General features: G+C 50.2%; 14 protein-coding genes. 2 read left to right on the top strand and 12 right to left on the bottom strand.

All coding sequences use genetic code 11. The features are described from left to right. Window positions 1–309: 309 nt before the first annotated feature. From AB1656_01410 to AB1656_01360, 11 genes are all read right to left on the bottom strand, one after another. Complete coding sequence (locus AB1656_01410) at window positions 310–1,851, bottom strand: hypothetical protein (GenBank protein ID MEW6234020.1); 1,542 nt, start codon at window positions 1,849–1,851, stop codon at window positions 310–312. 132 nt (window positions 1,852–1,983) lie between these two features. Further along, window positions 1,984–2,199 (bottom strand): type II toxin-antitoxin system HicA family toxin, encoded by a 216-nt coding sequence (locus tag AB1656_01405; protein ID MEW6234019.1) that lies wholly within the window; start codon window positions 2,197–2,199, stop codon window positions 1,984–1,986. Then, window positions 2,196–2,396, bottom strand: coding sequence for a type II toxin-antitoxin system HicB family antitoxin (locus AB1656_01400; protein ID MEW6234018.1), 201 nt, complete (start codon window positions 2,394–2,396; stop codon window positions 2,196–2,198). Before AB1656_01400 ends, AB1656_01405 begins: the two co-directional genes overlap by 4 nt. Continuing rightward, entirely contained in the window at window positions 2,393–2,578 is a 186-nt protein-coding gene (locus AB1656_01395; GenBank protein MEW6234017.1) for a hypothetical protein, read from the bottom strand. Before AB1656_01395 ends, AB1656_01400 begins: the two co-directional genes overlap by 4 nt. Next, a complete protein-coding gene (locus tag AB1656_01390; protein ID MEW6234016.1) occupies window positions 2,575–2,853 on the bottom strand; it encodes a DUF2442 domain-containing protein in 279 nt (92 codons plus the stop codon). The genes AB1656_01395 and AB1656_01390 overlap by 4 nt, the downstream gene beginning before the upstream one ends. 10 nt (window positions 2,854–2,863) lie before the next feature. Then, window positions 2,864–3,067: a DUF4160 domain-containing protein gene (locus AB1656_01385; protein MEW6234015.1), complete on the bottom strand. Its 204-nt coding sequence runs from the start codon at window positions 3,065–3,067 to the stop codon at window positions 2,864–2,866. Window positions 3,068–3,239: 172 nt separating this feature from the next. Next, window positions 3,240–5,495: a dynamin family protein gene (locus AB1656_01380; protein ID MEW6234014.1), complete on the bottom strand. Its 2,256-nt coding sequence runs from the start codon at window positions 5,493–5,495 to the stop codon at window positions 3,240–3,242. A gap of 242 nt (window positions 5,496–5,737) precedes the next feature. Further along, window positions 5,738–6,307, bottom strand: a complete 570-nt coding sequence (locus tag AB1656_01375) for a type II secretion system protein (GenBank protein ID MEW6234013.1) — start codon at window positions 6,305–6,307, stop codon at window positions 5,738–5,740. 194 nt (window positions 6,308–6,501) lie between these two features. Then, window positions 6,502–7,104 (bottom strand): prepilin-type N-terminal cleavage/methylation domain-containing protein, encoded by a 603-nt coding sequence (locus AB1656_01370; protein MEW6234012.1) that lies wholly within the window; start codon window positions 7,102–7,104, stop codon window positions 6,502–6,504. 70 nt (window positions 7,105–7,174) lie between these two features. Further along, window positions 7,175–8,698: a hypothetical protein gene (locus AB1656_01365; protein MEW6234011.1), complete on the bottom strand. Its 1,524-nt coding sequence runs from the start codon at window positions 8,696–8,698 to the stop codon at window positions 7,175–7,177. Window positions 8,699–9,243: 545 nt separating this feature from the next. Further along, on the bottom strand, window positions 9,244–10,608 hold the full coding sequence (locus AB1656_01360) for a hypothetical protein (GenBank protein MEW6234010.1): 1,365 nt from the start codon (window positions 10,606–10,608) through the stop codon (window positions 9,244–9,246). 326 nt (window positions 10,609–10,934) lie between these two features. Between AB1656_01360 and AB1656_01355 the strand changes: the two genes are divergently transcribed. Together AB1656_01355 and AB1656_01350 are read left to right on the top strand one after the other, a co-directional pair. After that, window positions 10,935–11,834, top strand: coding sequence for an aldo/keto reductase (locus AB1656_01355; GenBank protein ID MEW6234009.1), 900 nt, complete (start codon window positions 10,935–10,937; stop codon window positions 11,832–11,834). Window positions 11,835–11,974: 140 nt separating this feature from the next. Next, window positions 11,975–12,928, top strand: coding sequence for a peptidylprolyl isomerase (locus tag AB1656_01350; GenBank protein MEW6234008.1), 954 nt, complete (start codon window positions 11,975–11,977; stop codon window positions 12,926–12,928). Window positions 12,929–12,990: 62 nt separating this feature from the next. On the opposite strand, the gene AB1656_01345 is transcribed toward AB1656_01350, so the two are convergent. Further along, window positions 12,991–13,350 (bottom strand): Minf_1886 family protein, encoded by a 360-nt coding sequence (locus AB1656_01345; GenBank protein MEW6234007.1) that lies wholly within the window; start codon window positions 13,348–13,350, stop codon window positions 12,991–12,993. Between the last annotated feature and the right edge of the window lie 155 nt (window positions 13,351–13,505).

The following is a 13,505-nucleotide window of genomic DNA, read 5'->3' as shown; positions in this document are numbered from 1 at the left end:
TTGTTGCAATATGAAAAATCTATTGTAAGGTTTTGTAAAAGCAAATAATACCTTTATTGCTCATTCGGTTTTATATTTTTAATAATGAAAGTGGGAATAGGAATCAAAGAGATATTTACATGATCCTGATATTAAATAGTCCTTTGGTTGGAAACTTTCTTTATAATCGTAAACCTACCCTTATGAGCATATCCATCTTTAAGGCGTGCTCTAAAATAAATTGTGTAGCCTCTCTCTCACCAATAATTCGAAAAAGATTGCTTTCAAGTTCCTTATACGTATAAAATTTTAATTTATCCAGAATATTGACTACGAACCATAAGCCCAAGGAGAAAGCAGGCGATATCGGTTTCTTTGGCCGAGCCATTGCAGGACGATCCACTCCAGACCTAAGGCGAGCAGCGCTATGGAGTACACCGGCAGGGAAGCGTAATCCATTAGTACGCTGTAAATCAATCCGATGGGAGAAAGGCAGGCGAACGAACTCGCCCATGCGGGATGCGGCGGGATCGACGTCAGTCCCATAGGAAGAAGCATCCAGGCGGCGAGAGTGGAGGCCGACCATAGAACTCCTTCGAGATCGTCCTTGGCGGACAAGCCAATGCGAATTCCCAGGCGCGCCGCGATGCGGAGCATAAGCCAGCCTTGCAGCCCATAAATCGCAGCGGCGGCGAGAAAAGGAATGGCTCCGAGAGGATCAGAGAGTAGAGCCAGCAAGGCAACGTATCCAAAGAGCCATTTCAGCGCCGCGTTGGGCAGCAACAGGGTTAAATATTCCTTGACTTCCAGAATTTCGCTTAGGGGAATCAGCGTAATGCGCATGGAATCGAGACGCAGACTGCGCCGCTCGTCCAATGTTTCCCGCATGACGTAGGAAGCGGCGTAGAAAGCGGAAACGGCGAGAGCGATGGCGTAAACGAATTGCAAGACGATCAGGCTAGTTTTATGGTCGAATATGGCAAGGAGCGTCAGAATAGGAAGGAAGATAACCAGACCGAATAAGGCGACTCCTTTTACGGATTCCAACCGATGAAGCGGGCCGCCCAAGGTTTGCTGGCGGATGGTTTCCAGGGTCATGTATTTCGAGCCGTCATCTTCTTTTGGGAAAATGGTTTTTTCTCTGCGGCGCAGAAAGGCGAACAATCCGGCGATCGTGGTTGGATGGGGATCGGCGAGGCGCTCCAGACGTTCCAAATCGAAGAGTTTTTCCGTTGGCGATTTTCTATGGAATAGAGAAGGAATAAAAAGAATTAGAAGAAAAGCAAAAAACATCCGAGGACCCGTGAAGATGGGACTATAAACGATCAAGAGTAAAAAATAATAGACGATCGCCGTCCCGTTGATGGTGTTCATGATATTCGATCCCAAAGGTATTCCCAGCGCGCCCGCATGAATCGCCCGCCAGATTGCGTATTCGGCGACAAGAAAGGCGATGAGGAAGAAGAGGGCGATTTTCCGGATATCAGGGGCGCTCTCCAGGGTTGAAAGGCATAGCAACGGCGCCGGAGCGACGGCTATGAAGAGCGCCGCCGTCATGACGGCGGGGGCGACGGCGATCGCGATCGTTAGCCGATGCGGCGAAAGCGGCAGCGTCATCAGCGTTTCCAGCGTTCCCCGGCTATGTTCGTCGTGGAGCAATGCGGCGGCAAAGACGGCCCCCCAAACCGCCGGCCAGAAACTGGCGGCCAGCGCGATGGCTTCCGGCATTCTGCGCAGAATGGAAAAACGGCCATCGATAGCCGAAGAAAGATAAATCGCAGCTGCGTAAGACAATAACATAACTAGCCAGGCGCCATAAGCCGCTCGGCGGTCGCGGAACAAACGAAAGGAGTATTGAAGAAATCCCGTCATTGATCGCCTGTACGCTACGCTTATTGAACGCCGGGCGAATTCTTGCGCATTGAGACGGAAAGACTGCGGCGTCACGTAAGAGGTTTATTATTAGCCGCTCAACATTTCATGAGCGGTTGGTTCGCCGCTTTCTTAGAGGTCATCAGGTTTCAGTCCAGTGTGCTTGGAAATGCGGCCTAACATCCGCGGGCCGATCTCATCATGGTCGTGAAATGCGAAAACATAGTCTGGCCATCCTGATCGCTGAAGGACGCGGTGCGAACCTCTCGCTTCGCGCTTGATCGACCAACCGATGCGAAGGAGCGCGGCAAGGACCTGGCGCTCTTTGCTGGATGACCATTGAGTCATGATGGAAGCGCAAACAGTTCGTTCAATTCCGGAATCGATTCGCCATGATCCAACCGATCCGCCAGTACCCGAAGCGCCAGCGCTTCCACTTTGACAATGGCCTCGGATCGAGTGAGTCCGTAGGCCATGACTCCAGGCAAATCCGGCGCTTCCGCGATCCAGCGCCCGTCGTCTTCCCGCTCGATATCGATTTTCATCTCGGTTTCCTTTCAACGCGCGGCGCGATCACTTCTTCAAGCGATTCCCTGTGTTCGTTCTCGCGTTCTTTCGCCAGCAGCGCATCGTAAAAATCTTCCCAGATTTCTCGATGTTTTTTAAGGTCGATAAGAACCGCCTGCTTCTGGCTGTTTTCGTCAATTACGAACTGAACACCTTTCATAGTTTCGCCTCTGTCAGATGAATACAATCGCATTCATGAACCGGTTTTCCAATTTCGTACAAAAAATCAGGAGACATATCCGCTCCATTGTCCCACATAATCGTATCAATATCGGGATTGACCCATGCCGTTTTAAAATAGTTCATATCTTTCAACGGCTCGAAGATTTCTCCATCCAAATGAGGTTCCAGATCAACAAGCTTAACGCTCCCGTCTTCAAAAGACAGCAGCAATTTATATTCGGATGTATAGGCCGCGTTTTTAACAAAGTGCATATTGTTTCTCCTATTCTAGGGGAGATATCTTTTGCAAAGGTTTTTTCGCCGTAGCCAGCTGCCAATCTATCATTAACTCATCTCGATGTTCGAACGCCCATTCGAGAACTAGCGCGATCACTCGCTTGGGTAAACGCCCTTCGATGATTTTTAAATCGGAAATGGAAAAAACTCCGGTCTGGCCTCCATTTGGCGTGGAAATGCGGCATCCCATGCTCTTTGTAATACATCGCGATGACGATGCCGAAAAACCTGCTTATCTCCGCCATAAACACTTTTCTCGGTTCATTGATATGCAAGTCATAATATCGCTGATTTTGCTATTATAGCAGAATCGGGCGGCAATCATACGCTAATTTCTTGCATGGATGGAAAGCCTGCGGCTTTCAAGCGTACACCTGGCTCCGCACGCGGGAAATATTGTCGTTAACGCAATTCAACTCGTCCAACAGCTCGCGGACTAAAAGGCAGCGTTTGTTGAACTCTTTTTTCTTCTCTTCGTACTGCGAAGGCAGTTCGTTTTCGAGACGCTTGAGGAGCAGTTGCTTATAGTCGTCGTCGAGCATCTCCTCCAATTTTCCGCGTACGATAATCAAGTGATCCTTGATGGCCGTCCATAGGTGCGTCAAAACGTGATTATAGAATTTATCCGCCTTTTCGATGTAATGCGCGCCAAGCAGTTCGCGGATTTTTTGCGTCTTGCGATGTAAGTCCTCTTTTTGGATTTCGTTCTGGCTGCTATGCAGCCGGTCGTAGCCGACTTTGGCGATGTCGAGTAATTTGTCGCAGAGATCAAGCGGACGCAGCCATTTCGTCCAGACGCTTTTAGGTTTGTAGACGAGAATGTCGTCGAGATCGCGGGCGTAGTTGTCCACTATGCCGCGGATGGTGGTGACGAAACCCTGCTTGTCAAGGATGCTGTCAATGTTTTCCTGGAACAGGCGGTCGAACTCGATATCGCGGTTGAGGGATTCGATGACGGCATTGGTTTTGATAACGAACTCGTCGAAGATGGCGGAGACGTTGGCTTTAGTCACTTCGATGAATTTCTGCTTGACTAATAAATTCAGTTTGTCGATGATTTTGGTTTCGATTTCGAAATAGTAGGGGAACTTGCGGTAAGGCTGGCTGACGATTTCGATGTACGCCTGCTGGGCGTCTGTCTCCAAACCTTGCGTGATGGTGTCGAGGATGTGCCCGCGCACGGATTGGAGCTCGTCGCTGTTCTTGAATTTTTCCAACTTGTCCATGATGACGTCGGTGAGCATGGCGTCGATGTTTTCTTTGATGAGGGTCTTGCTCTCGGCGACTTTCAAATCCGCCTGCGTCTTGATGTCGTTCTTCAAATCTTTGTCGATGCGGCTGTCCAGGTAGGATTCGTAATCCTTCTTGACGTTCGTCGACAATTGATAAAGGGGATCACAGATATTGTTGCGCAATTGGCTGACGTAGCTTTGAATGGTAACATCGCGGATTTTGTTGTTGAGAAAATCGAAGAGCGAATCCTTCAACTCCAAAATTTGGCTGTCTTCCAGCACCAGATGATGATTGCCTTGGTATCGGGTTTGCAAGTCCTGGCGGTATTGGATTTCATGGTTGCCGAGGCGGGGATCGGCGATGGGGATGTCTTGCAGGCGCATTTGCGCCAATAGGCCGTAGAGCGCGTTGGTTTTGAAATACTTGTAGTCGTTGATGCCGAAATCGTCCTTCATGGCGCGGTTGAAATTGCGGTCGGTGCGCTGGCGCTGCTCATCGGTGGTGAGACCGTCCCAGCGGTTGAGAACCCAGAAGGTTTTCTGAGCGACGCCTTCGTCGCCTTTGCGGATGATTTGCATGATCTCGTGTTCGTCCTTGTCGAAGACGCGCAGAGCGAGCAAAACGAAGACGACGGCGTGGGCTTTCTTTTCGATGAAATGATAGGTGACCTTGCGATGGCGGGGATTGGGAACGCTGACGCCGGGAAGATCGACGAAGGTGACGTCTTCCGGCAGATCGCAGGCGATGTTCAAGACCACCCGGTCGATGAAGACGGATTCTTTTTCGTTGGCGATGAGCTCCCGCGCTTCATCCAGGGAAGCCGACTTCACTGGCGGATTTTGCAGCGCTTTGCGCTGGTTTTTGAGGTTGTTGAAATTCTTGAAATATTGAACCAGAGTGCGGTTTTCGCCGTCGCTGGCGCGGCCGTCGATTTCGCTAATCAGATTCTGATAGGGCATGTTTTCGAAGGACGGCGCGTTAAAGGCGGCGATCAGTTCCTTGCGGTACATGAAATCGAGGTTGTCGATTTCGTCCTTGTTAAGATAGTGAATTTCGACATGATTGCCGCCGTTGGCGCTTCTTTGCAGGAAGGTGGGAACCGTCGTCGTGATTTCCGGCGCTTCGGGCAGGATGTAATCGCCCAGAATAGCGTTCACCAACGACGACTTGCCGGCGCTGAATCCGCCGATGAAGGCGACATACAACCGTTCCGATTTCATGCGGGTGCGGTGTTTGTCCAAACTATCCAGCGCCGATTTCAATTTATCGGGAAGAGAAGGGAAGGCCGCCAGGTATTTGCTCTTCAAATCCTCGCGGATGTCCAATAATTTTTCCACGGATTGCAATAAAGACAAACGGCATTCCGTATAATTCGAGATATCCATAACGCCCTCAAACCGTCAATAGATTGAAAGGAGCCCAAAAGCTCTTTTTATCATAATCGGATAGGCGTTATCGAACTAGGCTGTCGAAAGATTCCTTTACTTCAAGGGACTAATAGAAAGGGAAAAAAACATCAATAGAAAGAAAAGGCTGAATTAAAAAAGGCGGCCATCGACAACGCGGCCGCCGTGATTTCAATCCATGAAATGATGTCTTCAGAGAAAGCGAGGGAGTTTCTCTTCAATTATTTAAAAGGATACCGGTCTTCCCAGGCGGCAAGCAATGGGGAGCAAAGCGTACCCTGGCTTACCAGGCCGTTGGTAATGTCATACGGAAGCGAGTATTCCATAACTTTATCCATATCAGGACCGACGGAGCGGCAAAAGAAGGCGGCGTTTTTGTATTGCTCCGCGTAGCGTTTCGCCGCCGGATCGCCCGTTGCAATAAATTCGTTGCGCATTTGACGGCCTGGTTCTTGGTGATACTGCCCCATATACCATCCTAAGGAAGCGGAATTCGTTACGCCGGGCTTTTGAAAGGGGTCCCAGATCGATGTAGTGAGATAGGCGATAGGCGTAGTAACGTAGCGGTGTTGGGCGGGATCGCCATCGATGTGAGGCGGCCAGGCGGGATTGTCCAGGCGGTACATCATATAGGCGTCGTTGACCGCCTTCTCGTCGGCGTAGACGCGGACGATGAGCGCGCGCAGGCGGGCGTTGATGAAATTGGGTACGGCGATGGCGGCGAGGACGCCGATGATGGCCACAACGATCAGCAATTCGATAAGCGTGAAAGCGTATTTCGATTTTTTCATGATCTACCACCTGGAGGAATAAAAAAAATAGTATCGTTGCCGTTTCAATTATAAGATAATACCATACTCTACGAGTGATTTTATATAAGAATAATAAATTTTTCATTATTTTTCTTTCGGATTTTGTTGCGTAACGAATGTCCATCGGACTGGAAGCGGGTCATTGATTTTCGATTTGGAGGGAAAAGAAGTTTTTATCGATGGGTAACGTCGATCAATTCCGTGTAGGGGTAGCCCTCGCGGAGTTGACCTTGGATGGGACGCAAGATGTCGCCGTTGCTGACGACGCCGTTGGAAGAATCGTAGCGTCCAGCGGCGGGGCGGGGAGAGTCCAAATCGGCATCGGGGCCGAAACTTAGCAGGAAAAAGGAAGCATTGCTGTTATTCGCAAAATAATCGGGATCGTTTTTCACTCCATTTTCGTAGCCGTAAAGCAGTTTGTTCCAACACATGGACGGCTCGGCGTGGTACTGTCCCCACGTATTCTGCCAGAGAGGGTCTTTTTTCGCTGGTTCGTTTTGGGCGAAAACGTCGGCGACGGAGGTAGTAAGGTAGGATATAGGCGTGGTCAAGAAACGATGCTGGGCCGGGCCGTCGAAATGAGGCGGCCAGGCGTTGTTGTCCATGAAGTACGTCATATAAGCGCTCTCGATGGAGCGTTCTTCCGAAAAAGCGCGGGAGCATTTGGCGCGAATCTGCGCGTTGATGAAATTGGGGACGGCAATAGCGGCCAGGACGCCGATGATGGCGACTACGATCAATAATTCGATGAGAGTGAAGGCGGTTGGCTTATTCATAAGGTAAAAAGCGGGACCTGAATCGATCAGGCCCCGCCCATTTGCATTTTAACCGAAGATCAATTTCTTCTTAAAATACAGACCAATCCAGCACGCTGGTTTCATAGTCGACTTTGTAGCGAGCATATCCTATGCCGCCGCCGCTGACCAGGATTTCAACGCCGCCGTCATCGAGAATATCCAGATTAATTTCCACCTGATAGACGTTTTGCCAGGCGGCGCCAGCGTTTTCATCGAAGTCGGCGCCGGGGATGTTCGGTTCGTCGGCATCCTTCCAGGGAATCTGATAGGATCCAATCAGATCGCCTGCCATGCCGTCGCCGTCGCGGTCGTCATAAGAGACGAGAGCGATCCAGGCTGTCGGCGGACCGCCCTGAGCGGTCCAATCTTCATAGAGGCTTTTCCACTTGGGAATGCTCAATACGGCTGCGAAAGGCGCCCCCTGTTTGGCGGCGACATCGGTCATTTGCCATGCCATGAAGCGTTGAGTTTCCCCTTTGCTCGTATCCAAATCCTGGGGAGTATAGTTCCAATAAGGAGGTTGAGCTTGGAGGAATTTTCCCGCAGGATCGCCTATGGGACGTTCCATCTTATAGAGATAGCCATCGCTGCCGGGGAAGCCGGTTCCGAATACGTATTCCGTAGCGCCGATGACGATCGGTTCGCTGCAGGCGCCGCCGGTTCCCACAATGCCGCCGCGTTGATCCTGACCCTTATAGGATCTCATTTTAAAGGTCTTGCCGCCATCCTCGCTGGTATAGTACATGATGCCCGCGCCATCAAGCCAATGCCGTCCGGCCGTCGTCATGATCTTGTTTTGGCCTTCGCCAATGATATTGACGTCTTGAATAGCCCAACTGCGGTAATGGCCGTCAGTAACCACGGTTCCATCCGGCATGACGGGAGGATTGATTTTTGGGTATTCGAAAGCAAGCGTTGGCGCTTTGAAGCCGCCCTGGCCATCCGCTTCGTAACGAACCAGCATGTGCCGGTCGCTGAGATAGAGATTGCCTTCCGCATCGACTTCGACTTTTGGACTACTGGATTGCATCAAGTCCGGCCGGAAACTGCGCGCCCGGTCATCCAAAGCTCTTTCTACGAAGAAATCGGAAGTGGGCCACAAGTCCAGCGTTTTATAAGTGACTCCACCGCGCGTGAAGGTTACGCCGCCGCCGTCGTATTTCAGCGGTTCCAACGCAATGCCGATGGGAGAGCCGTTGCTAGCGTTGATCCACCAAAGGGAACGATCGGGATATTTCGCCGCCAGCGCTTGGTCATGATCCGCCTTGTCCTCATTGATGCCATTTTCAACGAGGAACAGAAGGAGCCGATCCTTATCGTAACGGATCAGAGAGGAGACCAGGTCCATATCGAACTTCGTGTTCTCGTAACCCGGAACCTGTCCGCCGCACCCTTCTCCCGCAAACGCCCCATCCCTGGCGATCATGATGGGAAACTCCGGATTTACGTGACCGATCGGCGCGTTATATTTTTCCCAGACCGGCTCGATCTTGATGTTGTCCAGAGCCATTGCGCCGGGAACGGCGATGGCTAGAAGCAACATCCCCTGCAACAACCAAATCTTTTTGCTCATAATTCGTTCTCCTTTAGAAATGGGATGAAAATCTGTTAGGAATATCCTTCCTAAAACGGATTTATTGAAGCCTGATCTAGATGAGAGTTAACATGGATGGATATGAACGTAAAATAAAATCTGGCTTGAGATTATTTTGCTTCCTTTTTCCTTACTATACAGGGGAATGCTTGAATAATCGAGGCTCTTGCATAATGGATAAAGTCTACGCTTTAATTCTCCCCCCAAGTTTGAGGGGAGTTAGAGGGGGGGTGATTTTATTAGGTTTAAGGCAACCCCAACCTAACCTCTCCCAGGCTTGGGGGAGGAATAATGGAATTTTGCAAGAGGCTCAATCAATCAAAATGATTGATATGCTTTGCTGTAAATTGTATCGAATTAATTTCTATTTTCTATATATTAATGAAATATACAATTTTTAAATCATTATTTTAACCGAATCGAAAGAGAAGATAATGATGGTCTGTTTTATAGAGATAACAGAACGGGGTTTGCTTCGCGCAAACCCCGCCTGTTTGGTTCTTTCGTAGTGGATAACTATCCGCTTAATAAACAGACCAATTCGCTACGCTGGTTTCGCCGATATCGCCGATCACATAGCGGCCATACCCGTAAATGCCGCTGTACCATAACAATTCGGCGCTGCCGGGAGTCGCCGCAGCGGGGATGTAGAGGTCCATGTCGCCCAGCGTTCCATGCCAGCGGGAGGCGGGATTGACGCCCGCCGCATTGACGGTGTCGCCGTCGAGTTCATCGGATTCGTAGACGGCCAACATGTGCGCAGAGCCTTCAATATACTCGCCGGTTTCAATGCCGTGCAAAGCCAGCCAGCCGGGAAGATAAGGCGTATCGACGGGACTGTCGCTGAAGCCAAGAGTTCCCGCCGTTTCGGAGTCTTTCGTATCCCAACTGGGCGTGGAGTAGACGGCGAAATAGGGCAGGCCAGTGCGCGCAGCGTAGCCCGACAGGAACCATCCAATGTAAGAGTCCAAGTAGTTTTTATTATCTTTATCCAATGCGGGAGCGGTGAATTGGAGCAGGGGATCTTGATAGAAGTCCTCATCGCTTCCTTGCGCGAAGAGATAGCGGGCTATGTCGCTGCCGAAGCCGCTGGCGCCGCCGGGATAGTTGCCGCCAATCACCATCACTTCATTAAATTCGTTGACGTATGGCTGACTGCCGCCGCCTTTGAAGCCGACTTTTTTCTTCTTGGCGAAAGTCAAACCGTCTTGCGTATCGAAATAGTAGTAAATCTGATCCGTACGCCAAGTTTTGCCGCCTGCGAAGACGATTGTGTCTTTCCCTTTCCCGCTCGCTTTAATAGTTTCCCAGCGCCAAGCTTTCCAGTACGTCGGATCGCCTTTGGGTTCGGTATAGGCGACGGTCGGCCCGCTGAAGCCGCCTTGTCCATCCGGCGCATAACGCAAAATCTTGTTCTTATAACCCGTAAAAATTACGCCGTCGTCAGAAACGCCGAACGTGAAATAATAATCGTTCGTACTGCCGCCATCGGCGAGGAAGTCCGCATCCAGCTGCACGGGCTTTAGACCGATCGTCAACGCCACGCCCATTGGGGAACCGTCATACGGATTGATCCAGATGAGAGAACGGTCGGGGAACTGAGCAGCTAAAGCAGCATCGTGATTGGGATCGGATTCGTTGATGCCGTTTTCGCGAACGCCGAGCAGAAGGCGGTTTTCGTCATAGCGCTTGAATCCGCCATAGGAATCGTACACGTCGGTTCCATCCCAGGCTTCATTGCCAGTTGGCTCGTTCTTTTTCAGGATGGGAAGGGGGGATTTTTCGCTAGTGATTAAGTATTCCCATAAAGGTTTAATGGATTGCTGAGCCATAGCGCTGGATGCGGCTACGGAAAGCCCCAAAAATACGGCGAAATATTTCATTTTCATAAAACATACTCCTTTTTTGTTTTAATGTTGATAGAGCGATTTTCGCTATTCGCGAACGATTGACTGCCTTACTGCGACAGCGTTGCAACGATGAAATATTCAATCTATTCAGCCCTAATAATAATTTCTTCTCGATATCGCCTCCTTATCGCAATAATGGGAAAGAAATAATAGATTCATTATAATGAGTTTTTTTATGAATCAATATATATTGCTGAGCCTTTCGATCTCCGATTCCTCCTCGCGCCGGGATTCCATGTACACCCGCTGAATTGCGGAATATAATCCTGCCGAGCCTTTTATATTTCTCGTGAATGAGGTGGATCATGCCGAAATGGACTCGCCGTGAGTTTTTGCGGACTGCCGCTGCGGGGATAGGAACTTTAACCGGAGCGCCCTTCGCCCTTGCTTCCGAAACAGGAAAAACCAAAAGGACGGCTACGGATATCGTAACGCTGGGCCGATCGGAATTGAAAGTTACGCGATTGGCCTTCGGAACCGGCAGCAATGGCGGCAGCGTGCAGCGTGCGTTGGGGCAGAAGGAATTTACGAAGATTATCCGTTACGCCTACGATAAGGGCGTACGCTTTTTCGATACGGCCGACAACTATGGCGAGATGCACGAAATGCTGGCCGCTGCTTTGGAGGGTTTGCCTCGCGAGAGCTACGCCATTCAAACGAAAATGAAATGGAGTCCGGGGCACGTTCCCAAGGAGGAAATCGACCGTTTCCGCAAAGAACTGAAGACCGATTATTTCGACTCTTTTCTGCTTCATTGCCTGCAAACCTCGAATTGGCAAGAGGAACTGAAGCCGCTCATGGACGGTCTGCAAGAGGCGAAAGAGAATAAATGGATTCGCTCTCACGGCGCTTCCTGCCATGGCCTAAAGCCGTTGAAAGCGATGGCGGGATGTTCCTGGCTGGATGTCGCTCTCTTGCGCGTCAATCACGACGGGACCCATATGGACGGCCCTACGGGCGAGTGGGCGGAGAAGGGAAGCCATGACGAGGCAGTTGGCGAGATCAAGAAAATCCACGATTCGGGAACGGGCGTGATCGGGATGAAATTAATCGGGAATGGCGATTTCACCGATCCTGCGCAAAGGGACGCCTCCCTCCGCTTTGCGATGGGGCTGGACTGCGTCGATGCCATCGTCATCGGATTCAAAAGTACGGCGGAGATCGACGAGGCCATCGAACGGATGAACAAGCATCTCAACGCTTGAGCCGGACGCCGCTTCCCTTGGAAAATAAGGGAAATATGAGAAGAACCTTCCGGTTCGGCGCATTAATCGGTTGCGTCAATTGTAATTTCGCAATAACCTAATTTTCTGGATTTTATCGATGATCCTTTAGAGGATGGGATATGAAAACCAAAATTATTCTTATCGCCTTCATCTGCCTTTCGCCGCTTATCGTATGGGCGCAAAAAAGCGAATCCATTGCCGCCGTCGTCGATAAAGACATCATTCTCAGCGGGGAAGTCAGCGCCCAACTGCGATTTTTGACGATGCGGCAAAATATCGATCCCAAATCGCTCTCTTCCGAACAACTCAAGAAGGAATGGGACAAGGTTTTGCAAATGCTGATCGACGATCTTCTTATCGATCAAGAAGTGCGGAACCGCTTGTCGGAAGAGCAAAAGGATCAAATCGACCGGAAGGTGGAAGAGTTGACCAATAAAGCGATGGTGGAGTTGCGGGATCAATACAACTCGCCGGAAGCGCTGCAACGTTTAGAACAGGAACAGGGAATATCATGGGAAGAAATCCGGCGGCTGCGCAAGCGGCAAATCTATAAGGATTATTTGCGCATGATGGTGATTCCTCATTTCATCCCCCAAAAAATTACGCCTCCTACGCCGGAGGAGATTGAAAAATACAAGGAAGAGAATCCCGGCGTAGATGCGGGCGGGAAAGCCTTGATCGCCCATATACTCTTCTATGTTCCGGCAACGGCGGCTGAGGAGGAAGCGAAAGCCATTCAGCGGCGCGCCCAGGAAATCGCTCTGCGGGCGCGGGCGGGCGAATCCTTCGAAGAACTGGCTCGCCAGTATTCGGAACATGCGCAGACGAAGGATCGCGGCGGCGCACTGCCGGAATTTAAAAAGGGAGATTATTACGAGGAATTCAACCGGATTTTCGATATGAAGGAGAACGAAATCAGCGATCCTATCCGTACGCCGATCGGTTATCATGTCGTCAAAGTTTTGAAATTGGATTCCCTCGAAGATTTGGTCTTGCAGGAAAAAGGAAAACGGATCACCCTGGCATGGCTCCAGGGATTGCGAAGCAAAGCGAAAATCGAAATCCGCGATTGATAGAAATGCCGGGTGGCAAGGGCAAGGTTGTTTCTGCCCTTGAAATGCTACACCGAAACGCATTAGCCGATCATTTCGACTTGTCCCAATTCTTTATGAAGATCGAAGCCTGCGTCGAAATCTTCGATCCGGTCTTCCTCCGTTTTTTTGATTTCGCCAACTTGCACCAAGTTGAAGACGATATTGCCGAAATCGCGGGAGGAAGCGATTCCCCATTCTTCGAATACGTCCAACGCCAAATCCCCAAACCGCTCCCGCGCTAGACGGGTGATGCCTACAAGAAGCTCTTGGCCTGTTACGTGCTTGGGCTTATTGAAGTGACATTGCGTGTAACGCAGAGCTTCCAAAACAAACCAATAAGAGTTGGGGTTGTATCGCGAATCATTCTCTCTCAGCCATCCAAGCAGTTTATTATCGCTCATTGTCAACGCCCCGCCAATTTTTCGCTTATCCGCCATAACGGATAGGATAATATAAAATTATAAATCTTTTTTTTATTGGGACAATAGCTCAACGGCGCCCATGCAGGAAAGCGAATGTTTTGCTATACTCTGCACAAACGAAGTCCAACGCCTCT

This window comes from Candidatus Omnitrophota bacterium, assembly GCA_040755155.1.
In the GTDB taxonomy this organism is placed as follows: domain Bacteria; phylum Hinthialibacterota; class Hinthialibacteria; order Hinthialibacterales; family Hinthialibacteraceae; genus JBFMBP01.
Note: the sequence above shows the minus strand (reverse complement) of the source record. Positions and strands in the feature narration are given on the sequence as shown.

What these genes read in the sequence shown, in the direction of transcription:
- AB1656_01350 (MEW6234008.1), top strand. Translation starts at nt 11,975, where the DNA reads ATGAAAACCAAAATTATTCTTATCGCCTTCATCTGCCTTTCGCCGCTT.
- AB1656_01410 (MEW6234020.1), bottom strand. Translation starts at nt 1,851, where the DNA reads ATGACGGGATTTCTTCAATACTCCTTTCGTTTGTTCCGCGACCGCCGA.
- AB1656_01345 (MEW6234007.1), bottom strand. Translation starts at nt 13,350, where the DNA reads ATGAGCGATAATAAACTGCTTGGATGGCTGAGAGAGAATGATTCGCGA.
- AB1656_01385 (MEW6234015.1), bottom strand. Translation starts at nt 3,067, where the DNA reads ATGGGATGCCGCATTTCCACGCCAAATGGAGGCCAGACCGGAGTTTTT.
- AB1656_01400 (MEW6234018.1), bottom strand. Translation starts at nt 2,396, where the DNA reads ATGAAAATCGATATCGAGCGGGAAGACGACGGGCGCTGGATCGCGGAA.
- AB1656_01370 (MEW6234012.1), bottom strand. Translation starts at nt 7,104, where the DNA reads ATGAATAAGCCAACCGCCTTCACTCTCATCGAATTATTGATCGTAGTC.
- AB1656_01405 (MEW6234019.1), bottom strand. Translation starts at nt 2,199, where the DNA reads ATGACTCAATGGTCATCCAGCAAAGAGCGCCAGGTCCTTGCCGCGCTC.
- AB1656_01355 (MEW6234009.1), top strand. Translation starts at nt 10,935, where the DNA reads ATGCCGAAATGGACTCGCCGTGAGTTTTTGCGGACTGCCGCTGCGGGG.
- AB1656_01395 (MEW6234017.1), bottom strand. Translation starts at nt 2,578, where the DNA reads ATGAAAGGTGTTCAGTTCGTAATTGACGAAAACAGCCAGAAGCAGGCG.
- AB1656_01375 (MEW6234013.1), bottom strand. Translation starts at nt 6,307, where the DNA reads ATGAAAAAATCGAAATACGCTTTCACGCTTATCGAATTGCTGATCGTT.
- AB1656_01390 (MEW6234016.1), bottom strand. Translation starts at nt 2,853, where the DNA reads ATGCACTTTGTTAAAAACGCGGCCTATACATCCGAATATAAATTGCTG.
- AB1656_01365 (MEW6234011.1), bottom strand. Translation starts at nt 8,698, where the DNA reads ATGAGCAAAAAGATTTGGTTGTTGCAGGGGATGTTGCTTCTAGCCATC.
- AB1656_01360 (MEW6234010.1), bottom strand. Translation starts at nt 10,608, where the DNA reads ATGAAAATGAAATATTTCGCCGTATTTTTGGGGCTTTCCGTAGCCGCA.
- AB1656_01380 (MEW6234014.1), bottom strand. Translation starts at nt 5,495, where the DNA reads ATGGATATCTCGAATTATACGGAATGCCGTTTGTCTTTATTGCAATCC.